Below are 23,733 nucleotides of genomic sequence, written 5' to 3' on the forward strand. Positions count from 1 at the left end.
ATAGTAATATAGAGTTGAGTTTATGAAAAATGTTATTTGAATGAATGTAGAAAGTAAATATGGAGGCATCCACCAAGGAATGCTGGAAATCTTTCGCTATAGCACTACTTTTAGCTTTCTGACAAGGCCACTGACAATAAAGCAGCTTCTTTGGATATTCTTCGTATTTATTGATCTATCTGAGTTGTAAGATTAAGAATACTCCTTATTCATTCCTATTTTCTCGAGGTTTCGCTTGTCAAATCCCTTTACAATCAACCATACAGACAAACTCAATTCATATACGCCAACTGGAAGAGCAATCATTCCTTTTACTGCAGAAAGAGGTTCTATCATACCGAACATTTCTAATAGCCCTGCTATAAATACAAGTACAGCAGTAATTATACCAAACAGCGCTAACGTTCTTGGAACTAAACCTGTTCTAAAAAGCAAATAGCTATATAGTGCCGTATTAATACCCAGCATAAAATTGGGACCTAACATCGATGTCCAGCGATGAAAAGCTTGCAGCATGTATCCGATCTCGTTAAGATTTTCTACACTTGTTAAGCTGTTTGCTTCATAATGTATACTAAGCTGTAATAAGCCTAAAATACTTACCACACCTACGGCAATAAGCACAGCTTCCATGAAACGAAAGCATAGATATCCTAGCGCGAGCGGTTCATTCCAACGACGAAGATAAGGGAACAGCATGACCGATGTACCAACTGCAGTTAGAACGAGCATGAGATCGTTAAATACCCCAAGCAAGACCTGTGTTTTAAAACCATTTGCCACGGACAAATACCATTGTTCAGATAAAACCGGCTCATATGAGATCACAGCGATGACTGAAGTGACTGCAGCTACAATATAAAAAATGCCGATTATAATTCCATTCCTTCTGTCTTGCGTCATTACCCTACCTCCTTAAGTTAATTAATGTTTAAGTATAAAATTGCAGAGTTACTCCGAAAAATGGATTGGAGGTTATTATGGACCATTACGCAGTCATAGAGAATGCTCTACTCCATATTGAGAACAATTTAGAGCAGCCCTTATCATTAGAGTCTGTAGCTGATACTGTCAACATGTCGAAATATTACTTTCACAGACTGTTCTCTGCGATAACAGGTTCTTCCTTAAACAATTACATCCTATCCAGAAGATTGAACGCTTCACTACAATTCATTGAATCCAATCAACTATCACTTACAGAAATTTCTTACCTGCTGAACTTTGGAGCCCAATCATCATTTACTCGTGCATTTAAACGCCAATATGGAATAGCCCCGAGCGCTCTAAGAGTACAAAACATGAACATTCCTCAAATACCCATGCCATCAGTGGTCAGAAGACCCGTTAAAAACATCAATGGTGATATTGTCACTGACTTCACCCTAACAGACTTTGAATCCATACGGGTAACCGGCATAGCTTTTGAAGTTGATCTGGCTGATGATGATTACAAGGCAAAGATTCGCTCTCACTCTGACAAACTGTTGCAGACGATTGATAAAACAATAAGTGGTCCATGTTATGTCATCTATTCCAATTGTCAACCTAATTCAACCCGCTTTAAAGTCCTGTTTGGAATTCCATATGACATTCAGATCAATGAACCTTTTTATTTTACTATTGACGTGCCACAGCTCTTCTGTGCCAAATTCAAGTATTTCGGTGATCTCCTTGAAATAGGAGATGTCCTTAAAACTGATTACGCCAGATTTCTAAAAATTTCTAGGCAGGAAACGGAGGATTCACATATCGAGCTCATTCAAACTTTTGATGATATTCACAATTTTCAATCTGCCTTCCACATATATGCACCTATCAAAAAACTGCCGATTGATTCAGCATATTAGCCAAGCCCTCCGTTCTGTTGCAATTATTATGAATGAACTCAAGATAACATGAGGGCTAAAAATACACTTTTCAAATCTTGCTGTAATGCATGGGGCGGCCAAAAACGGTGGACGGAAAAGTAATTAGAGTAGAGGGCTTCCCAATACAGATTGGGAAATACCGGCTTGTGAAGTTAGAAGCCATGGGCGAAGAATGGCCATGAAATGTGTCGTTACAGACAACGCGGAGAACCCTACCACAAACAGAGGCAATTTTCCTGAAAAAACTTGGAGAAGTGAGTATTTACCAAAATGCGGATCCGTAAGAGTGGGTTAGTCTTTAGGGAGTGGGTTGTGTAAACAAGCTTATGCGCGCTTTTCAATGTTAAACAACCCTATGGATTTGGTTTGAATGACAGACTTATTCTTTAAAATAGGGCGTAATTCCTCTTGAATATAGGTTCTCCACTAACTTAAAAAATTCTTCTGACGATAAATCCTTTTGACGCTGGAGCCATAGACGAAATAAAGATAGGGAAGTTGTCAGGTAAAACTCAATTAAGTATGGCGTTAAGGCATGGTTTTGTGGAACGTTCAATTCCAATTGGTCTAAAGTGATTTCTTTTTTTAAACGTTTTAAAAAACGTGCACTTCCATAATCACCCAAAAGGGCATTGAGAACCAGGAGATGGTCTCTATTGTCCAGACAATGGAGCGTATCTTGAACCGTATGCATCGATAGCTCTTTATTCGCCAATTCTTTTTTAATGTCATTTAACAACTCATTTTCAACAAAATCTAGCAATTCATAAATGTCAGTAAAGTATTGATAAAAGGTGCTTCGGTTATATCCTGACTTATTCGCAATTTCCTGAACTGAAATTTTCTCAATTGGTTTTTGGCTGTATAACTCACAAAAAACTTCAACAAAAGTTTGTCTTGTTTTCTCCGTTATTTTGGGTTGCTTTTTCATGTTTTCCTCCTACTAGCGAATAAGAATATCATCCGACAAATCATAAAAAACTGATGGTTGATCAACAAATAATGAAAATTTATAATCACATCATACAACATGTTGTCGGATGATTATAAGAAATGTTAATAAGTAGGAGTGTTTTTAATGTCAACAAAACAAGATCGAATTTTAATTTTTGGTGCAGGAGTCATTGGGAGCATGTACGCAATTAAGCTTATTGAAGCAGGTTTTGATGTTACCCTGTTTGCACGTTCTAATAAATATAAATCATTAAGAGAAAATGGCCTGCGATATAAGGAAAAAGGTACAGTTAGATCGATACAAGTGAATGTCATCGATACGCTCGAAAATGATGATATATACGATTTCATTTTCGTTACCGTTCGTTATGATCGGTCCGAATCAGCATTGTTAGCGCTAAAAGATAATCAAAGCAAAAACGTAGTTACGATGACTAGTAATTCAATGGGATTTTCTTCGTGGCTGGATATCGTGGGGGATAGACTTTTACCTGCTTTTCCTGGCTTCGGCGGACAGATTAAGGATGGAGTATTGCATGCTCGATTTCTACCAAAATTTATAGCGGCAACAGCATTTGGAGAAATTAATGGTGTAGTGACAGAACGCATTGAAAATCTCGCAAAAATATTTAAAACAGCTAAGCTTCCTTATGTTATTAAAAAGGATATGCAGTCGTATCTAATCACACATTCCGTATCAGATATTGCCATGTTGAGCGTTTTACAATCCGAGAATAACATAATGGACAAAAAAACAGCCAGAACCAGAAGGACGGCACGCAAAATAACAGTCACTTTAAAAGCGTATCTGAGGGCAATACAAAAAGCCGGCGTTTCAATTGATCCACCAATGCTTAAAATGGTACTTAATTTTCCAAACTTAATTTTGGATCTTTTCTTTATGACATGGCTACGAACGAATATGGTTAGGGATATGATGTTGCCGGATTATGCAAATCATGCTAACAATGAGATTGTTCTGCTGAGTAACGACTTAATGAAATTTTTAAATCAAAATGATATCAAATCGGAAATCATATACTAAACAGACAGGGAATTATAATTAAAAAGTCGAACAAGAGCAGCTAATCCATGATCGGCTGCTTTTGTTCGACTATTGTGCAGGTTAGTTTAGAATAAGTTGCCATACCCCATAGGTGGAAAAGCTCAATAATCTAAATTATCCGATTGAATCGGCGTAGTTAGGTTGAAATTTGCGGTTCATCTACAGGCTGTCGTCCACTTACCACAAGCATAATTACAGCAACAATGATAAGTATAAAGCAGAAGATAAATGAGTATCGGTAACCGACAATGCTGGCTACTCCACCACCAACAAGACTGCCAAGCAGTCTGCCGATTGTGGAAGAATTGGAATATAGCGTGGAAGCATATCCTGGCATTCTGGGCAGCAGGTCCTGTATGTAGCTAATTCCAATCGCAGAAATGACGGCGACAAAAACAGCGAGCAAAACTTGTGCTGCAAGCATTTGCCACATCGCGTTTGCAATAAGAATAACGAAATAATAAGCTCCTCCGAAAATAGCCCCGCAAAACACCAAGATTCGGTTACTATATTTTGCACTAAGTAGACCGAGTACAATCATAAAAGGAATTTCCAGCGCAGCACATATACTGCTGACTAAACCGACATCGCTCGTCGTTCCCCCAAGATTGTTCGTAATAAAGAGAGCCGTGTTTATGCTGCTCATCCAATGAGCGGTATACATGAGTATCAGAATTAGAAAAGGAAGTAAAATATCCCGGTTTTGAGCCAGCCGGAAACTTTTTATTTTCACTTCAGCATTATTGCTTTTCATTTCTGTGTTTGATTTGAGAAACAGTAAAACAAGCAGAGCGACAAGAAGGAAAGCTCCGATCGTACCCAAAAAGATCCCCTTAAATCCAATAGCATCGAGCAATAAAGTGCCGATTAAAGGACCTGTAATAAAGCCGAGAGAGAAAGCAGAACGCAAGGTAGAATTAGCAAACGCACGCTCCGTAAAATGACTCTTTAACACTGCTTCTCTGGAAATAGCGAACAACTGGGGCATCCCTGGTGCACCAAGGGCAGTAAACACAGTCATGTAAATGAACAAAATCGGAAAATCATGAATGAACAAATATCCACTAAAGGCCAGGGCATTAGCGAGAGTAGAGAAAAGATAAACGCCCTTTCGATTCAAGCCGAGGTCAGAACGTCTCCCGATTAGCGTACTGATCCATATTCCTGCAATTAGTGTAACGGCTAGATAAAGACCAAACATGCCAATCGATACGCCAAGCTTTTCCGTAAAATAAATTGATAAAAAAGGGGTGCTGAGCGAAATGCCCATTCCCTGTAATGCCATACACATAAAGAGTAAAGCATACGAAGGAATGGAAAATAGGCTAACGAATCGATTAATCATAGTGTAAAATTACTCCTCAGTATTTTTTGTTGTGTAATCACCATACATGACCATGCTTTATCTCGTCTAATTGTATTTTACTGGTAAATGTTTTACATCCACTTGAGGGCTTCCCATTTCGCTATCAAAAGGTACGGTGAGCATATAGGCGTGCAGATCTGCCCGTCTTATCGATTCGAAAGCCATGGGGAGCTAAAGAAAGGGAGAGAAAAACTAATTATTGAGGTTATAAATACGTTGGTAAAAGATCAGCGAGATTTCTTGTCTTCTTTTGCCCAACAGGAACCAAGTGGACTTATTGGACCCATTCAGTTGAAAAAGCCTGAGGTTTCCTGATAGAGATAGACTTCTAATAGAAAACAATGCCCGAAATATGAGAGAGCCGATAACCGTGTAATTGGGTTATTGGCTCTGTGTGTATGGCTAGTTCTTTGACATGCGTTTGTTAGCAATCTCTCGGTTATGTCACTTGTCGCAGGTCTTCTTGATCAAGTACACACCATCGTATGCCAGACTTTCCACACTTGCTGCCTTCTGCAGTATGTAGTGATCAAAAAAGTTCTTCGTATAGTCTGTTACAAGATTTCGCATTTCCATAGCGTCCCGTTCGCCTCTGAGTTCCTCTTTTACACTTGTAAACACGATGTCACAGTAATCTAAATGAGCAGCACGATCAACAGAGAAATAATAGGTTTCCATGCTATTGTTAGCGCCAATTATCGCATTCATATTATAGTTAGGTTCACAAAATAGTAGCAAGAAGGGTTTCTTAAGGTCGCTGCCGAGAAGACCGAACGCACCGCTATCCAAGCCAATCCCGCAGGCGAACCGTTCGTCGTCCCGGCAAACAATCGCCGTCGTAGGCCCTCCATAAGAATGCCCGACTATGCCCATGCCGATGTTAAGCCATAATCTGCCCTTAAAGATGGAATTCAGTTCTCCAGCGTCCAGTTTGTAAAGATAATCGGCTGCATACCTTATATCTTCTGCCTGTAACTCGCTATACTCTGTTAACTTGGCAAGTATCGGCAGTTGAAGCACGTTTTCGCACATCTCAATGGCCGTTTCATCGTCAGGCCGCATCTCCATCTTACCAGCCAACTCCACCATCTCCGGATCTTCAGAGAACGCCATAATGACATCGGAAAAATCCTTTGATACATTAAACAGGCGCCCATCTTTACGCTTATACATCGTGCTATCCTGATGGCCGATGCTTACCACTACATATCCTATGCTTGCCAAGTCTGTACAGATCACGGTACCCCATTCTGGAGAACCTCCCCCGCCGCAAACATAGAATAATACCGGATAGCGCTTTTCCTTCCCGGAGAGAGCAAGGTCGTCGTAACACTGGGTCTTGATATCGATAGAGTATGCATCCTTCAACGCTGTGAGAAGTGGCTGCTCATTCAACATCTCGTATACTTCAGGAAACATGTACGTTGATGTCGTCTTACCTTCGTTACTGTCGGACGGATAGTAGACAAACGCCGTCAGTTCTCTTTTTGAGTGATCTGATGCCGTGTACTCAAAATCCATCTGGGTTCGACCGACCGTGTAGCCGCCAATTGGTTCTGGAAAAGCGTCATACGTTTTCATTTTCTTGTTCCCCCTTAATGAATAAAGTGGCGAATGTGAAATACATATATTGCGCTATAAGTGCTTTTCAAAACGGTGAAATGATTACATTCTATCTTCGATTGAATCAGTTCTACTCCTTGGCTTTCTTGAGATCGCTAACCATTTCAGAATATTTATGATCTTCAAGCAGCCCGTGACCCATAAAGTCAGCAAAGTATTTGCTAATCTGAAGTTGCAGCTTAGAGTCCTTAATATCGAATTCCCTAAAAAACATGACAAGATTAAACTGCATGGACTCAAACATAAAAGAAATCAGGTCGTCATCAATATCAGGTCGGAGAGATCCATCAACCCTCATTCGGCGTAAAATGTTCTTGATGATGGGGAATGACTCCCCCTTTAGCACATCCAGATAGACTTTAAGCAAAATGTCCTCAGGAATGTACAGTACTGTTTTAGTGAGTTTGATTTCCAACTCATTCAATGGCTCGGTCATCATGCCATTAACATTATCAAGTAAGCCAGTAAGGAAAAACCGGTAAAGGGAATCTTCATTCGTGTTATTAAAATACGAAGCTCTTTTCTGGGTCACATTACGTATTAAGAGACAATAAAGATCATCTTTGTCTTCAAAATACCGATAAAATGTTCCGGGGTGCATGGACAAACGATCCAAAACCATCTTCATCGTTATATCCTCGTACAGATTATCAACAAAAAGATGCATAGCGCTATTAGATATTTCCTCGCGCCTTGCTTCATCTAAACGAAAGAACGTTTTTTTGGGCATAGACTACTCCTTAATATGAAGTGTGAACTCATTCACACCATATCGATAATCAATTCACAAGTCAAGTCGTATTGAAATATTCGTGAAGAATGTAGCAATCGGCTTACTTTGATACAAACTTTACCCAAATCGAGCTCATGAATTGTTATGTATTCTATACATTCGTTGGTAACCAATGGTAGGTTGATGATGTGAATGTAGGCAGGCAAATCAAAAGGCACCCGCCTATGGGCAGGTGCCTTCTCTATAGAGATCAAGTATACATTACATGGGGGAACTTCATTTTGCGAGTTCCTGTTCCTCCAGTAATCGTTTCAACTTTTGGCGCTGCCGTTTTTCTTTCTGGCGGCGCTCTCTGTCCTCAGCCTGCAGAGCTTTAAGTAGGGAGACACACATACCAATAAGGACAACAGCAAACGGCAGTGCGGCCACAATGGAGGCTGTCTGGAGGCCGTTTAACCCCCCGCTAATCAACAATACTATCGCGATGGCGGACTGCATGATTCCCCACGTTAATTTCACTCTTGTAGTCGGATCCAGCTTGCCATCGGAAGACAGCATGCCCAGCACAAAGGTAGCCGAATCAGCCGATGTAATAAAGAAAGTCATGATCAGGAGCGTAGCGATGAATGCTATGATCGTGCCCAAAGGCAGCTGTTCCAGCATAAGGAATAGAGCGGTTGTCGTATCTTCCTTGACGGCCTCTGCCAGATGGGCGGCATTGAACAATTCAAGGTGAAGTCCTGTTCCGCCGAAGACGGAGAACCAGATAAATCCGAAGAGACTTGGTATAATCATGACGTAAATTACAAATTCTTTTATGGTTCTTCCTTTGGATACCCTTGCAATAAATGTGCCGACAAATGGAGCCCACGCGATCCACCACGCCCAGTAAAATAACGTCCATGCTCCAATCCAGGTTTCTCTGGAGAACGGCGTCAGTCTCAAACTCATGTTAATAATATTCTGCATGTAACTGCCCAAGGTGGTCGTAAATGTGTCAAATATAAAAGAAGTCGGTCCAGTCACCAATACAAACACCATCAATAGCACAGCTATAACGAGGTTGGTGTTGCTCAGGATCTTAATACCTTTATCCAGACCTGTGGTTGCCGAGATCAAAAACAGTACGGTTACAATTGAAATAATAACAATCTGGGACAGCGTCGAGTTAGGAATACCAAATAAGTAATTCAGACCCCCACCGATCTGAAGCGCACCCAATCCAAGCGAGGTTGCTACACCGAAGATAGTGGCAATGACCGCCAGAATATCAATGATCTTGCCAAGCCAGCCAGCCGCAAGACGCTCACCTATCAGAGGAATAAAGGTGGAACTGATTAGCCCTTTGTAGCCTTTCCGGAACTGGAAGTAAGCAAGCGATAAACCGATGACGGTATAGATAGCCCAAGGATGCAGCCCCCAGTGGAAAAAGGAATAACGCATGGAAAGTCTTGCGGCTTGCGTCGTTGCGGGTACCGCCCCTTCCGGAGCAGATAAATAGTGGGACAGCGGTTCAGCCACTCCCCAGAAAACCAGTCCAATGCCCATACCAGCACTAAATAGCATGGAGAGCCAGGAAATCGTAGAATATTCCGGTTCATCATCGTCATCCCCCAGCCTGATACTACCAAATCGGCTGAATGCCAGATAAAAAGCGAAGATCAGGAAGAACAGTGTGGCCAGCAAATAAAACCAGCCAAAATTCTGAATAGAGAAGTTGTAGGCAACGTTAGCCACATCCGCAAGCTGATCAGGAGCGACGGCTCCCCATATTGCAAATAGTGCAACGATGATAATTGTGATTGTAAATACCATGAAGAGACCTCCGTTATGTAAGCTTCATCTAACTTTTCCTTAGTATGTACTAGTCCAGCATGTAATATTTCGGAATGCCAGCTGTTGATAAAATAAAACAAATCGCCTTGTATTGAAACACCCTTCGGTTTGTTTTGATCCTGCCAGAATAATATATTATCTATAATCGCCTGTTAAACGGTGATGGTGGATTGAGAATTTCGGGTTTTAGTTATATAGATATAACGTGTAAAATCTAAGAGGGAATCATCACTTTTAAGAGCAACATTTGTAAGTATAAGGTATTCTTAATGGTAAGAGATTCTGAAGAAACAAATGATAGGGTGAGAAGGATGAATAGACTCGAGTCTGGTAAATCAATAGACAACGAATTATTTTCTGATATTGTCAGGTATGAGTACGTAAAGATAAGTGGAACGACCATAAAAGACTCCAATGTTGGTTCACCTATATTTTGGAACTGTAACTTACAGCATCTTATATTTGATACGTGCGATCTTACGAATGCGAGATTTTTTGCCGATAGTACGATTGATCAATGTACATTTATTCGTTCCGACTTGCGCTCAGTTGGCATTGCCAAGGGCGAAGCTGTTTTCACCAATTGCGAGTTTTCCTCTTGCGATATGAGAGGCATGACATTAGAGAATGCAACGTTTATTGACTGTACTTTTGTTAAATGCAGATTCAATGACCGGATTTTACAAGCGGCGAATATCGTCAATTGTTCCTTTACCGGGAAGCTAGTGGATATTACATTTGAGGGAAATGGCAAACAAAAGCTAATCGCCAATTTTGAAAACTGCATCCTTGAAGGTGTACGTTTTGTGAACTGTGACCTGACGCAATGTATTCCGCCAAAATCCCAAAATCATCTGTATGTTGAACAGGTATCCTCTCGTGTGAAAAATGCGATGACGAAGATTGACAATGACCCTAATCTATCTGACGATGAACGGAAAATATTAGTACGCAGTCTGCGCAAGCTTGAGCATATGGATCAATATATTTTTAACACAGTACATATGAAGAAAATATATGGTGATGTTTTTGTTGAACGATTTTTCAGTAGTCTGGACGTTCAGTGAGAATCCTCCTAACTCGGGGCTGTTCTGAAAAAGACGCATCGTCGTTTCAAACCAAGGGATGTCCCAGTATTTATTCGTTGTAAGTTCTAGACACGGGCATCGAATATGACATGCTGTCATATTGAGTACATAGCCGTGCATATATTTCCCCGAGAATGTAGTATAGGGGGCGGAACAATGGACGGTAACAAAGCTAACAATCAGGGAAACGGTCGAAGCTGGCAGGGAGGTAATGTACAATCCGAGTGGCATGCCAAGCAGTCGCCGGAACACCATTCACAGACAGTAGGGGAACGGGGGCCGATTCTGGAGCAGGACAGCATGCTGCATGAAACACTTGAAACCTTTGTCCACGAAAAGATCTTAGAGCGCCCGGTCCACGTAAAGGGATTTGGAGCATTGGGTTATTTTGAAACCCTACACTCGATGACCGCTTATACGAATCTGTGCTTCTTGCAAAAACCAGGACAACAGGTTCCCGTTACCGTTCGTTTCTCACTTGCGGTCAGTAACAAAGGGACACCCGATACCTCCCGCAACGTGCGTGGATTCTCGACGAAATTTTATACCGAGCAAGGCGTTTTCGACCTGCTTTGTAATCATATCCCCGTGTTTCTCGTACGAGACCCGATTCGGTTCCCTGAGTCAATTCATGCTTTCCTGCCATCACCCGTTAACAATCTCATAGATCCGAATCGATTTTGGAGTTTCATTGCTAGAGCACCAGAGGCAACTCATTTCGTTGTACGATTGTACTCGGACGAAGGGACGATCAAGAGTCTCCGCCATACGCCAGGACACAGTGTTAACACCTATGTTTGGAAAAATGCACAAAACGAACGCTTCTACGTCAAATATCGCTGGATTCCGTTAGCTGGAGAGCAATATATCGATGCGGAAGAAGCGGCTCGCTTGGCCAGCGAGAACCCCGATTATTCGGGTAAAGATTTATTTGACACGATTGCACAAGGTACACCTGTCCAGTATGGGCTGTATGTGCAGTTGATGAACCCACAGGATGAGGCAATGCTGCCGTTCGATCCGTTGGATGACACGAAAGTGTGGGATGTACGTCAATTCCCGCTTCTGCCCGTTGGTCGACTCGTCTTGGATAAGAACCCTACGAATTATCAGGAGCAGATCGAGAAGCTGGCATTCTCCCCGTCCAACCTTCTGGATGGTGCTGAACTGTCCGATGATAAAATGCTGCAAGGCCGCACCAATATTTATTGGGATTCACAGCGCCATCGCCTAGGATCGGAGTTTCGCAAAATTCCGATTAACCATCAATCAAACTGGTCACCGGCAGATCAGGTAACGAGCGGGGAAGGGCGCTATGTAGCTGGCCGGCTCGTTCGATCCGATATTCCGAAGGCTGATAATTTCACCCAAGCGGGACAATTTTACCGGTCGCTAACAGGAGTTCAACAGGATCATCTTATTCAGAACCTCGCCGATGACTTATCCGCAGCTTCTCATGAGATACAGACGATTGTGTTAGGCTACTTTTTTGAGGCTGATGCAACATTAGCCGAAAGGCTAGCACGCCAGATCGCCGGACTGAAGAAGGGATAATTCAGTATAAAAAAGGACCGTAAGTGTTCATCTTTCATCGATGAATGCTTTCGGTCCTTTTGTGTTTATTCTGTACCTTTATGCCGTGGCAGCATCATAATAAAATTCTAATAAACGACGGTATCGGTTTCCGCCTCTCTTCGTTAACGTCTTCGGAAGGCTCCGCCGCGTGCCAGAGCGAAGAAGATGAGCAGGGCAATAATCGAGCCAACGATAGCTGGAATAATATGAAATCCGCCAATCACCGGACCCCTTGGTCCCAGCAATTCCGTTCCTAACCAGGAACCGATAAAACCCGCAATGATATTCCCAAGTACACCGCCCGGTACGTCACGCCCAATCAAGTTGCCGCTTAACCAGCCTATAAGTCCACCAACAATGAGTACCCAGAGCAGATCCATTGAGTTGTTCTCCTTTCTTCGGGTTTATTACAAGTTATGTTGGGCTCAGTGGAATATACCTCATCTTCCAGTTGGTGGAGGATTCTAAAGTGTCTGTGCTAAGATGAGGGTAAATGATGATTCAAGCTGGGAACAAGGCTAGAAGGGGTGCACATTGAAGAAAATACTTGTTATTGACGATGAAGCTGCCATCAGAGATTTAATTGAGCTCGTACTGAGAAGAGAAAATTACGTTGTTCAAACGGCAGAAAACGGTAAAATAGCCCTGCAGATGCTGGATGCTTTTGGGCCGGACCTGGTAGTGCTTGACTTGATGCTGCCTGACTGCTCCGGATATGACCTGTGCAAGGAAATCACCGGCAAACGTGCCGTTCCTGTGATCATGCTCTCTGCCAAAAATGAGGTTATCGACAAGGTGCTCGGACTTGAGCTGGGGGCAGAAGATTACATGACCAAGCCCTTTGACAATCGTGAATTGCTCGCTCGGATCAAGGTGATTCTGAGAAGAAACGAGAGCAAGGAGGAATCCAGTGAAGGAACAGAGGTGAAATCAACACGCATCATTCATGAAGAGCTGACATTTGATCTGGAAAGCCGAAGGGTGCTGAAGAACGGTGTCCCCGTGTCTTTAACGGCCAAAGAGTTTAAAATTCTGGAAACGTTACTCAAAAGGCCGGACAAAATCTTTACCCGGGATGAGCTGCTGCAGATCGGATGGGGATATGACTTTATGGGAGACAGTCGCAGTGTGGATATGACCATCATGCGATTACGGAAGAAGCTGGAGGATAACGCGGACGAACCGAAGTATGTCAGGACGATCTATGGATTTGGCTATCAACTTGGAGGTGGCGAGGCCTGAAGTATGCAACCCGGTTACTGCTGAATTATTTATTTTTCTCCGTGCTGTCCTTTGGCATCATCATTGTTGCAGTGAATAAAGCCATCGATTACTACAGCTTCATTACCATTGAAAAGCAGATGATGGAGAAGGCCGATCTCTCCGAGTTGTCCTTCCGTGAGGTGTTGGCACAGCATAGGTCATCGTCAGGAGAACCACAGACCCAGGAAATTGTCAGACTTGCTCTGGAGAAGCTGAAAGCTTCAGGCAAGGAGGTGCGTATCTATGATAGCTCCAAGCAGCTGCTGGGCTTGGCTGTGGATGGCATCATCATTAATGATGGCAAACCTCTTATTTTTGACAAGAATATTGAGAAAGCCCTGAGCGGCAGTTATGCCTACACCGTAACGGAAGATCATCTGCTTTATTTTGCGACTCCCATTCAGAATCAATTTTACGAAAACGCTTATGTGTATGAGTTCGTTGACGACATTTCGTACTTTTATGCGATTATGGATCAAATCCGTTATATCCTGTTTGTGGGTGCGGGCGGTTTCATTGTACTGATTACGTTAGCCAGTCTGTGGATTGCCCGCAACACAACCAAGCCGATTAAGCTGCTGCTTGGAGCAGTGCAAAGTTTCTCTAGACAGGAGTTTCGAAGAGTTCATCTTAACCGGAAGGATGAGCTGGGCATGCTGGCGGATGGGCTGGATTCCATGGGGCGTCAGCTTCATGATTACATTCAGTACCAGAAACAATTTGTCTCCAACGTATCTCATGAGTTAAAAACACCCTTGGCAGCCATTCGTGGTTTCTCTCAATACTTGGTTGAAGGGGAGAACGAGAACAAGGAGCTGCAAAAAATCTATGGTCATCTGCTGCAGGAATCGGATCGACTGACGCGCTTGATTAATGAACTGTTATTACTTTCCCGATTCGACAAGGCTGGTTCCAACGAACTGGAAGTCGAGAAGACGGAAATGAACAAATTGTTGCAGCAAGTCGCAACGAGTATGGAAGCGAAGGCTAAGGATAAAGAGATCAAGATCATGGTTAGTAAAGCAGAGGGAGAACCGGATGATGAGGGTACCACAAAAGTTTACGCCAACATAAATCCAATGTTAATGTCCCATGCAATCGCCAATCTTGTGGACAACGCTATCAAATACTCAGGCAATCACTCACAGATTAATGTAGAGATGGAACATACGCCAAGCGAGATAGTTATTCGGATACGTGATCACGGTATCGGGATCGCGAGCGATGAGCTGGAGAGAGTGCAGGAACGCTTTTACCGGGCGAAAAATGCAAGCACGGCGAACGGTTCGGGTCTTGGACTCTCGATTTGTAAGGAGATTGTAGAGCGGTTTAATGGATATATCGACATGGAGAGTCAGATTGGGGAAGGAACGACCGTTACGATTGTCTTGCCTCGTGCGTAGACCTGCTTCTAAACCCAAGCCCAAATAGGTAACGTTACAAGATTGGTACATTTCTGTTATGAGACTAACAAATGATTTATTTATAATCACTTCATAAGAACAAATCAACATTATGGAGGGATCATGATGAAGTTAACAAAGAAAGCTGCAGGTTTTATCGTACTAGGTGCTTTACTAACGGTGGCATTAACGGGCTGTCAGTCCAGTGATGCTACATCTCCAGCGACCGGACAGAACACAGCGAATGAACAAAGCAAAGGCGAAGGAGAAACCAATTCCACTGCGCCTGCTTCAGACAATTCGGAAGAACAGAGTGGTGAAGCGATTAAGGAAGGTTCAATGGAGAAGGAAGGCAATGTGGTGCTGAAGGAGCTTGCTTTTGTCTATAATGAGCACACCATTGCGATTTCGGATACAGCGAATGAAGATCAGATGGAACAGATGCTCGGCACACCGGATAACCTGAAATCCCATACGTACAGTGCCGACGATGGAACCAACATGGATACGTTAATCGGTTTTACAGAAAAGGTTTATACGTATCCTGGTCTGGAAATTAAAACAATCAGTATACCGGAGGGGAAACAAGACTCCATCTTTCATATCGAAATTACAGATCCTAAGTACGCAACAGTACGAAACATAAAAGCAGGAGATAGCCTGGATACACTCAAAAACGCCTATCCTGAGGGGAAACTGCTTGGTAATGGAGCCCCTGATGAGGAGGATGACTTCCGTTACGAGCCTTCCAACTATGTGGATGTGATGTCGTTTCATATCAAGAATGCCAAGGTGGAGAGCATTCAGATCTACAGCCTTCTGGACTAATATTTAGTGATCGACATTGGTAGCCATTCATACGATTCACCTTTAATACCAGTCGGGGAGTTAGGCAGGTTAGTAGAGCAGTTTAACAATTGTAAAAAGTGTGATATAACCTAATAGGAGTGTAAAAACACAGATCGGTTGGTAGTCCGGTCGCGCAGGGCTATTCCTTGTGTCAGTGACCTTCCCCCCTCGGGATGTCCATCACTCCAGTAAAACAGAGGGGGAGTAAGTTGTGAAGCTTACCGTATTGTTTGATGAAAGTTGTAAGTACTGGATCGGTGTGATAGAGCAGGAAGAGCAGGGACGTCTAAGAGCCTATCGTCATATTTTTGGTAACGAACCGAAGGATTCAGAGGTTTTAGAGTTTGTAAGTGAGAAAATGATGAAATTGATGAGCCTTATTACGGTTGAGACGAATGCTAAACGAAGCAAAAACACTCGAGTAAATCCGAAAAGACTAGCTCGCCAGGCATCTAAGGAGATTGCCCGGAGAGGTTTAACTAGTCACGCTCAGGAGGCAATAAAGCTGGTCCATGAGTCTAGGAAACTCCAACGAAAAGTGCATAATCGTCAACAAATTCTTGAAGAAAATGAGAGAAAATACCAACTTAGAGTTCAAAAGGCTAAGAAGAAGCACCGAGGCAAATAGTCAAGAAAGTCAAAGAGGAAGCACGTCTTTTAGATGTGCTTCTTTTTTTATTCCTTATAGATATGCAAAAAATGTAGCCTTTCCAGCTTAAAGAGTTGCTCACTGACCGTATCAAAGGCCGGGGAATTAGAATTTACGCTTTGCCGCTTGAGAGGAGGGCGTTCATTAGGGTATCGAGGCCCGATCCTTTGATAAACTTCAAATTTGCATAATTTTATACTGGTTGTAAAAAATAAGTCACGACAAAATTTATGAACATGCAGTGACTGGATATAAATAAATAATCGGGGATTGTACTTGAAATACTATTAGCTTAAAGGAGTGTTATCAAAATTGAAAGCAGTTGTGATTAATCAATATGGAAGTAAAGATGTGTTAGTTGAGCAGGTAGTGAATAAACCAAGGGCAGAAGCTAATCAAGTGGTTGTAAAACTAGAGGCTACATCGATTAATCCAATTGATTGGAAATTAAGAGAGGGTTACTTAAAACAAATGTTTGATTGGGAATTCCCTATTATCTTAGGTTGGGATGCAGCTGGAGTCATTTCTGAAATTGGTTCAAACGTTTCGAAGTGGAAAGTGGGGGATCGAGTATTCAGTCGTCCTGAAACCACTCGTTTCGGTACATATGCTGAATATACAGCAATTGATGAGCACCTACTGGCTAAGCTACCTGATTCCGTCTCATATGAGGAGGCTGCGGCTGTACCTTTAGCAGGTTTAACGGCGTGGCAGGCATTGTTTACTCATGGCCATTTAAAAGAAGGTGAAACTGTACTTATTCACGCTGGTGCTGGTGGTGTAGGGATGTATGCCATTCAATTAGCAAAGTATGCCGGCGCTCAGGTTGTTACAACAGCGAGTGAAAAAAACCATGAACTTCTCTATTCATTGGGTGCTGACCAAGTCATTGATTACAAGAAGGAAAAATTTGAGGAAATTCTAAAAGATATCGATTTAGTATTTGACACGATGGGTGGAGAAGTAGCTGAGAATAGCTATAAGGTGCTTAAGCCAAATACCGGAAGACTGATTACCATTGTTGGTGAACCCGATCATGATACAGCTAAGATGCACAATGTATCAGCAAAGGGGATTTGGCTGCAGCCAGATGGTGATCAATTACAGAAAATCGCAGATCTGATGGAAGAAAAAAAGATTAAGTCGATTGTGGGGGCAACATTCCCGTTTAGTAGACAGGGGATTTATGATGCACATGCATTGAGTGAAACACACCACGCTGTAGGCAAAATTGTCATTACATTTTAAAATGGAGACTGGGAAAAACAGATCAAATTAAAATAGGCAGCTGTCGAGAGGCAAGGCCAAAGCTTTTTTATGAACACCATATAGAAATAATGAATTAAGGAAATAATGTCTCTCGTGTTCTGCCTCCCATTTTATAAGTTAATGGGTAAAATTTTTGAAGACTTCCTTTTAGAGAGCGGAGTCTTTTGGTTTATCCTAGGCTTAGGTCTAATGTAAAATCAAATCAGAGCTTATACGTCTAAGTGTATTGCGTTACATTATGCAAAAATTAGAATGGACGGAGACCATACATTATCTATTTTGGTCCTGTTATTGCTGAAGCTAAAAATGATAAAAACATATGGTCCAGGAGCAATAACTCCTGAACATCGTCAAATGGATTGAACTAGTGGGTAAACAGTGTTACTCTGAGAGTCTATGTTCGACAATATATTTAATAATAGTCACCATTTTGGTTATAAAGAAAGGTAACACTATGATAAAAGTTGATAACTTATCCTTCTCATTTCCGCAAAAAGAACTATATAACAACATTTCATTTACGTTAGAAGAGGCAGAGCATTGCGCTTTTATAGGAACAAGTGGCAGTGGGAAAAGTACACTGGTCGATATACTGTTAGATCCAGAAAGGTATTTGTTTGAGGGCAAGTTAGAGATAGACCCGGATTGCAGAATCGGGTATGTCAGTCAGTTCTCGCAAGTTGACAAAACGAAAGAAATAACCGTATTTGAATATATCGGAGAAGAATTCATCAAGATACAAGATGAAATCACAGCGCTGTATGCAGAGATGGCCACCTCGTCTGACATGGAGTCGCTGATGGAGAAGGTTCAATCGGCTTTGGATGCATTCGAATCGATGAATGGGGATAATTTCGAAAACACCATTAATAAGCAGCTAAACCTGGCCAATCTCATGAAGCTCAAAGATCTTAATATATCCGACGTGAGTGGTGGGGAATTCAAACTTATTCAAGTGATGAAGGAAATGCTTAATCGTCCAGACTTATTGATTATGGATGAACCCGATGTATTTTTGGACTTTGAAAACCTAAATTCGCTTAAAAAATTGATTAATTCCCACAAGGGAATGCTGCTAGTTGTTACGCACAACCGTTATCTATTGAATCATTGTTTCAACAAAATTATACACCTTGAAAACACGGAGATCCAAGAGTTTGATGGACGGTATATTGACTACAATTTCTCACTGCTTCAGACTAAGATCGAGCTGCAAGAAATCGCGGTTGCCGAGGCGGAAGAAATAGAGAGATACGATCACATCATCGACAATCTTAGAGAGATCGCCACATATAATTCCGAAGCCTCCAGAGGCAGAGCGTTAAAAGCCAGAGTCAAGTTTCAAGAGAGATTGGAAGCGCGTCGAATAAAAGAGCCATTTGTCGATATTAAGCAGCCGAATATCCGTTTTGGTATCGATAAGGAAATCGAAGACACCGTTGTCGTTAAAGTCAATAATTATAGCGTTTCCTTTGATGAGTTGCTTTTGGAAAATGTGAATTTTGAGATCAAATCAACAGATAAAGTAGCCCTGATTGGTCCAAATGGTACCGGGAAAACGACTTTACTCCGTGAAATCTATAAAAACAATCAGGATTCCATTGAAATAAATGATGATGTTAATGTGGCTTATTTATCTCAGCTTCAAGGTGAAATGCTAAATGATTCGAATACCATACTAAATGAATTTATAGATGCCGGGTTTAAAACGTATGATGAGATTAGATCGTATCTTTCAAAATATGGCTTTGAAGGGGAAATCCTTAATCAAAAGATAGCGTCTTTATCTGGTGGAGAAAAAAACATGCTTCAATTGGCTAAAGTTTCTGCCAGTAAAGCAAACGTTTTGCTTCTTGATGAACCGACAAGCCATTTAGATACGTATTCACAAATTGCACTGGAGAAAGCCATCGAGGACTATAAAGGTGCAATTCTCATGATTTCACATGATTTTTATTCTGTTGTGAATGGTATGGATTATGTTTTAATCATTGACGATAAAACGATTAGTAAAATGAGTATGCAAGAATTTAGACAAATGATTTATGCTAGTCATTTTAATAAAGATTATTTAGAAACTGAACAAAAGAAAAAATCAGTTGAAATGAAAATAGAAATGGCTTTAAAAGATACTAATTTTGAACTTGCTAAAGTATTGGTTGATGAGTTAGAAGAGTTAATTAAGTTGCTTTAAATTACACATCTCTGATTGAATTATTTACAAGAGAGTGAAGTCAGTTACAGCGGATAGGGCTAATTGAATGATTCTGAGTCCAAAGATGATACATGATTTCATTATGGAAAAGACCTGCGAAAAAAACCATATAATTTACTACGTTTGAAAATTGATGAATTACCTGCACCTACCTTTTGATAAATGAGAACCGATTAAAACGAAAATAGGCTTGTTTCACCATGTTGTGATCTCGAACGGGATAATCATGGTCATACGGTACAGCCTTGTCATGGACATACGTATATAGCACTGCTATAATAGGGTTATGAACACATATGACAAAATATTAGCAGCTGCTCTTAAGGTTCTCGAAGAAGAGGGCGGAGCCCAATTTTCGACGCGAGCTGTAACTTCGATCGCGCAGGTTACGGCACCTACACTCTACCACCATTTCGGTAATGCCGATGGACTCCTGAGTGCAGCTATAGTGGAAGCGTTCAAACAATTATTCGAAAGCAAAATTGCCGCAGTGGAGTCCCCTATTCCAGAGATGGCGCTTCGTCAGGGTTGGGATGACTATGTCCGCTTCGCGGCAGCCCGTCCTCGGATTTATGCGGCAATGATGGGGCGGCTGCTTGAGGGCGCCCATATCGAGGCGGCAGATCAGTCGTACCAAGCACTGGTGAAAAATGTTCAAAGAGTCGCCGCCGCAGGAAAACTCGCTGTTTCAGCCGAAGCTGCGGCAGATCTGGTCTGGGCTTCGGCCAATACGGCCTCTTGGCTGTACGTGACGTCCCAAATTCGCAAGGTGCCCCCACCCCAGCCAGGCGTCATTGATCTCATTCGAGAAAGCGTGATGCAGATCATCTTGATCCCAATGCCGGACTCCGGTTTTAAAATGAAGGATCGATGACAGAGCCTGGAGACTCCAGACAAAGCCCCTATGTGGGCTTTGTTTTGTTGCATGGTAAAGATGAAGAACCACAAATGGTAGCACATAAGAGAGATCGCCTATCCGTGCAGGATGGTGATCTTTTTCATTTTTAGAGGGTTTCGATGAGCTCATTCCTCACGCTACGGTAGGTGTGAGCGTCGAAGTGTCTCACGCTCCGCCCGTCATTAATGATGTTGAGGTCGAAGAAAGATTACAATATGAAAAAATATATAGCACCGCTATAGACAGTTCTATATAGCACTGCTATAATAACCGTATAACAGTGCTATATAGTGATTCATAACTTATCAAACTCGGGAGGTTTACAATGCCATATAAAACTCAAGAAATGGTTGTCGTCACAGGTACTTCAAGTGGAATCGGCAGAGCTACCGCGGTGCAGCTCGCCGCTGAAGGATTTTACGTTTTAGCCGGGGTTCGCCGTCAGGAAGATGCCGAAGAAATCAAGCAAAAAAATATCGAACCGGTGATTCTTGATATTACTGCTATCGACACACTAAGGGCGCTGGCCGAACGAGTGGAGCAAGATCCGCTTGGTCGCCCGCTCCGCGCCGTGGTCAACAATGCCGGTATTGCCGTTAATGCACCTCTTGAGATGGTTCCGCTGGATGAATTTCGCCGTCAGATCGAAGTCAGCGTGATCGGGCAAGTTGCGGTTATTCAGGCGCTTACTCCGGCCTTGCTGAAGAGCGGCGGACGCGTAGTTAATATCGGATCCGTTGGCGGCAAAATCTCAATGCCCGGTTTCGGAATTTATTCAGCTGCAAAGTACGCGATGGAAGCGATCAATGACAGTCTTCGCAGAGAGATGTCCTCGTTCGGACTCAAAGTTATCATGATTACCCCAGGCGGTGTCAGCACCAGCCTGTCGGAGAAAGGGGTTTCGACAGCCGATCGGCTTTCCAAGTTAATGACGCCCGATCAGCACAGACGCCATGATCGTCTTTTTGACGCCGTAAAGGCGCAGGCTGAATCGTGGGCAACGAGCGGTATTCCTCCTAAGAAAGTGGCAGAAGTGGTTTCACGAGCCATCCACGCAAGTAATCCGCGCACCCGCTATACGGCTGGCCGAGATTCTGCACTGCTGACCCGACTGGTTCGTATTCTCCCGGATAAACTCCTCGACCGGATGCTCCGCAGCCAGATGAAGCTGCAGTAACGGGAATATGACTGATGTCACAACAACAGTTTGAACATGCCATTGTTGTAGGTGGATCTTTAGGTGGTCTAATGATGGGGCTAGCGTTGTCCCGTTCTGGTTATGCAGTGACTATTCTTGAACGTGCAGATTCATCATTAAGGAATGGTGCTTTTATTCGCCTACACACGAAGACTTATTCTAATAGTGAAATCGAACGTGAACTAAGACATTTGGCATCCAATGGTAACAACAACGTTGAAGCCTGGTCTGCTATTCAAGAACGTTTGTTCAATGCGGTCGCTAAAGAACCTGGTATTACCTTTCAGCACAATACGCGAATTGTTCGTATTGGGCAAAATGAATCTTCTGCTTGGGCTACCAGTGAGAAGGAGCAGACGTTTAAAGGTGACTTCTTGATTGGAGCAGATGGATATCGCAGTATTGTCCGCCGTTATTTAAGCCCTGACAAACCATTTGCAGATTATGCTGGCTATTTGGTTTGGGTAGGGAAAATGGAGGAAAAATTGCTGCCGAAGAAAGACTGGAAAAAACGTCAGCTTTCGAACGCTTATTTCAACGATAGCGCTGCAGGTACATTGACAACTGCGGTGATGCCAGGGATAGAGGGGGGAATCAATCCTGGCCAGCGATGGATAGGTTTTTGCTGGTTTGATCATTCGCATAATCAATTGCTGTCTGAATTAGGCGTGTTAAAGGATGGGATTACCCAGCATTCCTTATACGGTGAAGCTATTCCGGATTCGCTGCTGGAAGAACTATCACAAACCAGCCAAGCCCATTGGAGCACAGAAGATGATGCCATTTTACAAATCGCGATTAAGGATCGCAGTTTAATCGGGACACCTGTTAATGAATACATCCCTAATCTATTGTCAAAAGGAAGAATAGCCATGATCGGCGACGCCGCTCATACCATGTCGCCAATGTCGGGCGCTGGCTTTAATGATGCACTCGATGATACGGTTGCCATCATGGACGCCATTAAAAAGTATCCGAATTCGATAATAAATGCTTTGAGTGAATACCAAACACGTCGTTTAGATTTGGTTCGTCAAGATGTTCTTACGGGCCAGAGCTTTAATCGTTCATTTGGGCGCTTATAAGAGCATGATGCTAAGCATTACTTATAAATTAGGAGGAATTAGCATGAACGATACAAATAACCGTTACGTTACAGTACTCTGGGAGGCTAGAGCCAAGGCAGGGAGAGAAGCCGAGATGAAGGCGTTTATGACTGCAGCTGTCACCCCGTCACGCAACGACCAGGGTAACATTGACTATGAGGCTCACGAAGTAGAAGACCAGCCTGGTACATTCATCATCTATGAGCGCTGGGAAAACCGGGAAGCCCTCGATCGGCACCTGAGCGCCCCGCGGATGCAGGAACTGGTGCCTCAGCTCTTAGAACTGATGGAGGGATCCATTGAGGAAGGGATACGACTCCTGAAGCCGTTTCGTCCAGCGCATTAAACTACGACACTGGGGAGGTCAAATATTGGCAACGATCGATGATTTTGCAGCACTAGATATTCGTGTCGGAACGATTAAGGAAGCGGAGTTTTTTGAAGAAGCAAAGATCCCTGCGATTAAGCTTAAGATTGATTTTGGACCGGAGATCGGGATGAAATCCTCAAGTGCACAAATAACTAAGCGTTACAAGGCTGAGGACATTATAGGAAGACAAATTGTAGGAATCGTCAATTTTCCTCCTCGGCGCATTGCTGGATTCAAATCGGAGGTATTAGTTTTGGGCGGAGTCCCGGAAAAAGGAGATGTTATTCTATTAAAGCCGGATACTGAAATCCCTAACGGTACTCCTATTGCATAAGTTAGACGACGAGAACGTTAACTGAATACAAATAAGAAAGCTGCTGGCCAATGTGTGACTGCACCCC

At 42.6% G+C, this 23,733-nt stretch carries 22 protein-coding genes; 15 read left to right on the top strand and 7 right to left on the bottom strand.

Features of this window, described 5'->3' with window-relative positions; all coding sequences use genetic code 11:
- Positions 1-192 precede the first annotated feature (192 nt).
- Positions 193-903 (bottom strand): DUF4386 domain-containing protein, encoded by a 711-nt coding sequence (locus CHI14_RS02595; RefSeq protein WP_095286870.1) that lies wholly within the window; start codon positions 901-903, stop codon positions 193-195.
- A gap of 77 nt (positions 904-980) precedes the next feature.
- Between CHI14_RS02595 and CHI14_RS02600 the strand changes: the two genes are divergently transcribed.
- Positions 981-1,850 (top strand): helix-turn-helix transcriptional regulator, encoded by an 870-nt coding sequence (locus tag CHI14_RS02600; protein WP_095286871.1) that lies wholly within the window; start codon positions 981-983, stop codon positions 1,848-1,850.
- A 400-nt stretch (positions 1,851-2,250) separates the two neighbouring features.
- Here the strand turns inward: CHI14_RS02600 and CHI14_RS02605 are convergent, their stop codons facing one another.
- Positions 2,251-2,802 (bottom strand): TetR/AcrR family transcriptional regulator, encoded by a 552-nt coding sequence (locus CHI14_RS02605; protein WP_095286872.1) that lies wholly within the window; start codon positions 2,800-2,802, stop codon positions 2,251-2,253.
- A 147-nt stretch (positions 2,803-2,949) separates the two neighbouring features.
- Here CHI14_RS02605 and CHI14_RS02610 point away from each other — a divergent pair, with 147 nt between their 5' ends.
- Entirely contained in the window at positions 2,950-3,870 is a 921-nt protein-coding gene (locus CHI14_RS02610; protein ID WP_095286873.1) for a ketopantoate reductase family protein, read from the top strand.
- Between the two features lie 157 nt (positions 3,871-4,027).
- Here the strand turns inward: CHI14_RS02610 and CHI14_RS02615 are convergent, their stop codons facing one another.
- From CHI14_RS02615 to CHI14_RS02635, 4 genes are all read right to left on the bottom strand, one after another.
- Complete coding sequence (locus CHI14_RS02615) at positions 4,028-5,236, bottom strand: sugar efflux transporter (RefSeq protein ID WP_095286874.1); 1,209 nt, start codon at positions 5,234-5,236, stop codon at positions 4,028-4,030.
- Positions 5,237-5,701: 465 nt separating this feature from the next.
- Positions 5,702-6,838, bottom strand: coding sequence for an alpha/beta hydrolase (locus tag CHI14_RS02625; protein WP_095286875.1), 1,137 nt, complete (start codon positions 6,836-6,838; stop codon positions 5,702-5,704).
- 112 nt (positions 6,839-6,950) lie between these two features.
- Entirely contained in the window at positions 6,951-7,610 is a 660-nt protein-coding gene (locus CHI14_RS02630; RefSeq protein WP_095286876.1) for a TetR/AcrR family transcriptional regulator, read from the bottom strand.
- A gap of 279 nt (positions 7,611-7,889) precedes the next feature.
- Positions 7,890-9,428, bottom strand: coding sequence for a glycine betaine uptake BCCT transporter (locus tag CHI14_RS02635; protein ID WP_095286877.1), 1,539 nt, complete (start codon positions 9,426-9,428; stop codon positions 7,890-7,892).
- Positions 9,429-9,760: 332 nt separating this feature from the next.
- On the opposite strand from CHI14_RS02635, the gene CHI14_RS02640 reads away from it, so the two are divergent.
- Positions 9,761-10,516 carry a pentapeptide repeat-containing protein gene (locus CHI14_RS02640; protein ID WP_095286878.1) on the top strand — a complete coding sequence of 252 codons (756 nt, stop codon included), beginning with the start codon at positions 9,761-9,763 and terminating at the stop codon, positions 10,514-10,516.
- Between the two features lie 177 nt (positions 10,517-10,693).
- A complete protein-coding gene (locus CHI14_RS02645) occupies positions 10,694-12,091 on the top strand; it encodes a catalase (RefSeq protein ID WP_095286879.1) in 1,398 nt (465 codons plus the stop codon).
- A 143-nt stretch (positions 12,092-12,234) separates the two neighbouring features.
- Here the strand turns inward: CHI14_RS02645 and CHI14_RS02650 are convergent, their stop codons facing one another.
- Entirely contained in the window at positions 12,235-12,492 is a 258-nt protein-coding gene (locus CHI14_RS02650) for a GlsB/YeaQ/YmgE family stress response membrane protein (protein WP_024630063.1), read from the bottom strand.
- A 154-nt stretch (positions 12,493-12,646) separates the two neighbouring features.
- Here CHI14_RS02650 and CHI14_RS02655 point away from each other — a divergent pair, with 154 nt between their 5' ends.
- The 11 genes from CHI14_RS02655 (at position 12,647) to csaA (ending at position 23,666) form a co-directional block, all read left to right on the top strand.
- Complete coding sequence (locus tag CHI14_RS02655) at positions 12,647-13,354, top strand: response regulator transcription factor (protein ID WP_095286880.1); 708 nt, start codon at positions 12,647-12,649, stop codon at positions 13,352-13,354.
- Positions 13,355-13,425: 71 nt separating this feature from the next.
- Positions 13,426-14,778, top strand: coding sequence for a sensor histidine kinase (locus CHI14_RS02660; RefSeq protein ID WP_249280977.1), 1,353 nt, complete (start codon positions 13,426-13,428; stop codon positions 14,776-14,778).
- 126 nt (positions 14,779-14,904) lie between these two features.
- On the top strand, positions 14,905-15,606 hold the full coding sequence (locus tag CHI14_RS02665) for a hypothetical protein (protein ID WP_095286882.1): 702 nt from the start codon (positions 14,905-14,907) through the stop codon (positions 15,604-15,606).
- A gap of 232 nt (positions 15,607-15,838) precedes the next feature.
- On the top strand, positions 15,839-16,255 hold the full coding sequence (locus CHI14_RS02670) for a YjdF family protein (RefSeq protein ID WP_095286883.1): 417 nt from the start codon (positions 15,839-15,841) through the stop codon (positions 16,253-16,255).
- Between the two features lie 333 nt (positions 16,256-16,588).
- Positions 16,589-17,524, top strand: a complete 936-nt coding sequence (locus CHI14_RS02675) for an NADP-dependent oxidoreductase (RefSeq protein WP_095286884.1) — start codon at positions 16,589-16,591, stop codon at positions 17,522-17,524.
- Between the two features lie 475 nt (positions 17,525-17,999).
- Positions 18,000-19,739 (top strand): ABC-F family ATP-binding cassette domain-containing protein, encoded by a 1,740-nt coding sequence (locus tag CHI14_RS02680; RefSeq protein ID WP_095286885.1) that lies wholly within the window; start codon positions 18,000-18,002, stop codon positions 19,737-19,739.
- A gap of 307 nt (positions 19,740-20,046) precedes the next feature.
- On the top strand, positions 20,047-20,634 hold the full coding sequence (locus CHI14_RS02685) for a TetR/AcrR family transcriptional regulator (RefSeq protein ID WP_095286886.1): 588 nt from the start codon (positions 20,047-20,049) through the stop codon (positions 20,632-20,634).
- A 349-nt stretch (positions 20,635-20,983) separates the two neighbouring features.
- The gene (locus CHI14_RS02690) at positions 20,984-21,835 is read left to right on the top strand and encodes an SDR family NAD(P)-dependent oxidoreductase (protein WP_095286887.1); all 852 of its coding nucleotides are present in this window, start codon (positions 20,984-20,986) and stop codon (positions 21,833-21,835) included.
- A gap of 14 nt (positions 21,836-21,849) precedes the next feature.
- Positions 21,850-22,941, top strand: a complete 1,092-nt coding sequence (locus CHI14_RS02695; protein WP_095286888.1) for an FAD-dependent monooxygenase — start codon at positions 21,850-21,852, stop codon at positions 22,939-22,941.
- A 43-nt stretch (positions 22,942-22,984) separates the two neighbouring features.
- Positions 22,985-23,308: a putative quinol monooxygenase gene (locus tag CHI14_RS02700; protein ID WP_095286889.1), complete on the top strand. Its 324-nt coding sequence runs from the start codon at positions 22,985-22,987 to the stop codon at positions 23,306-23,308.
- 25 nt (positions 23,309-23,333) lie between these two features.
- Complete coding sequence (gene csaA, locus CHI14_RS02705; protein WP_095286890.1) at positions 23,334-23,666, top strand: chaperone CsaA; 333 nt, start codon at positions 23,334-23,336, stop codon at positions 23,664-23,666.
- The last annotated feature ends 67 nt before the right edge of the window (positions 23,667-23,733 follow it).

It is taken from the genome of Paenibacillus sp. 7516 (assembly GCF_002272715.1).
GTDB lineage: Bacteria > Bacillota > Bacilli > Paenibacillales > Paenibacillaceae > Paenibacillus > Paenibacillus illinoisensis_A.

Excerpts from the sequence above, each read along its gene's own strand:
- CHI14_RS02595 (WP_095286870.1), bottom strand. The coding sequence starts at position 903 with ATGACGCAAGACAGAAGGAATGGAATTATAATCGGCATTTTTTATATT.
- CHI14_RS02600 (WP_095286871.1), top strand. The coding sequence starts at position 981 with ATGGACCATTACGCAGTCATAGAGAATGCTCTACTCCATATTGAGAAC.
- CHI14_RS02605 (WP_095286872.1), bottom strand. The coding sequence starts at position 2,802 with ATGAAAAAGCAACCCAAAATAACGGAGAAAACAAGACAAACTTTTGTT.
- CHI14_RS02610 (WP_095286873.1), top strand. The coding sequence starts at position 2,950 with ATGTCAACAAAACAAGATCGAATTTTAATTTTTGGTGCAGGAGTCATT.
- CHI14_RS02615 (WP_095286874.1), bottom strand. The coding sequence starts at position 5,236 with ATGATTAATCGATTCGTTAGCCTATTTTCCATTCCTTCGTATGCTTTA.
- CHI14_RS02625 (WP_095286875.1), bottom strand. The coding sequence starts at position 6,838 with ATGAAAACGTATGACGCTTTTCCAGAACCAATTGGCGGCTACACGGTC.
- CHI14_RS02630 (WP_095286876.1), bottom strand. The coding sequence starts at position 7,610 with ATGCCCAAAAAAACGTTCTTTCGTTTAGATGAAGCAAGGCGCGAGGAA.
- CHI14_RS02635 (WP_095286877.1), bottom strand. The coding sequence starts at position 9,428 with ATGGTATTTACAATCACAATTATCATCGTTGCACTATTTGCAATATGG.
- CHI14_RS02640 (WP_095286878.1), top strand. The coding sequence starts at position 9,761 with ATGAATAGACTCGAGTCTGGTAAATCAATAGACAACGAATTATTTTCT.
- CHI14_RS02645 (WP_095286879.1), top strand. The coding sequence starts at position 10,694 with ATGGACGGTAACAAAGCTAACAATCAGGGAAACGGTCGAAGCTGGCAG.
- CHI14_RS02650 (WP_024630063.1), bottom strand. The coding sequence starts at position 12,492 with ATGGATCTGCTCTGGGTACTCATTGTTGGTGGACTTATAGGCTGGTTA.
- CHI14_RS02665 (WP_095286882.1), top strand. The coding sequence starts at position 14,905 with ATGAAGTTAACAAAGAAAGCTGCAGGTTTTATCGTACTAGGTGCTTTA.
- CHI14_RS02680 (WP_095286885.1), top strand. The coding sequence starts at position 18,000 with ATGATAAAAGTTGATAACTTATCCTTCTCATTTCCGCAAAAAGAACTA.
- CHI14_RS02685 (WP_095286886.1), top strand. The coding sequence starts at position 20,047 with ATGAACACATATGACAAAATATTAGCAGCTGCTCTTAAGGTTCTCGAA.
- CHI14_RS02690 (WP_095286887.1), top strand. The coding sequence starts at position 20,984 with ATGCCATATAAAACTCAAGAAATGGTTGTCGTCACAGGTACTTCAAGT.
- CHI14_RS02695 (WP_095286888.1), top strand. The coding sequence starts at position 21,850 with ATGTCACAACAACAGTTTGAACATGCCATTGTTGTAGGTGGATCTTTA.
- CHI14_RS02700 (WP_095286889.1), top strand. The coding sequence starts at position 22,985 with ATGAACGATACAAATAACCGTTACGTTACAGTACTCTGGGAGGCTAGA.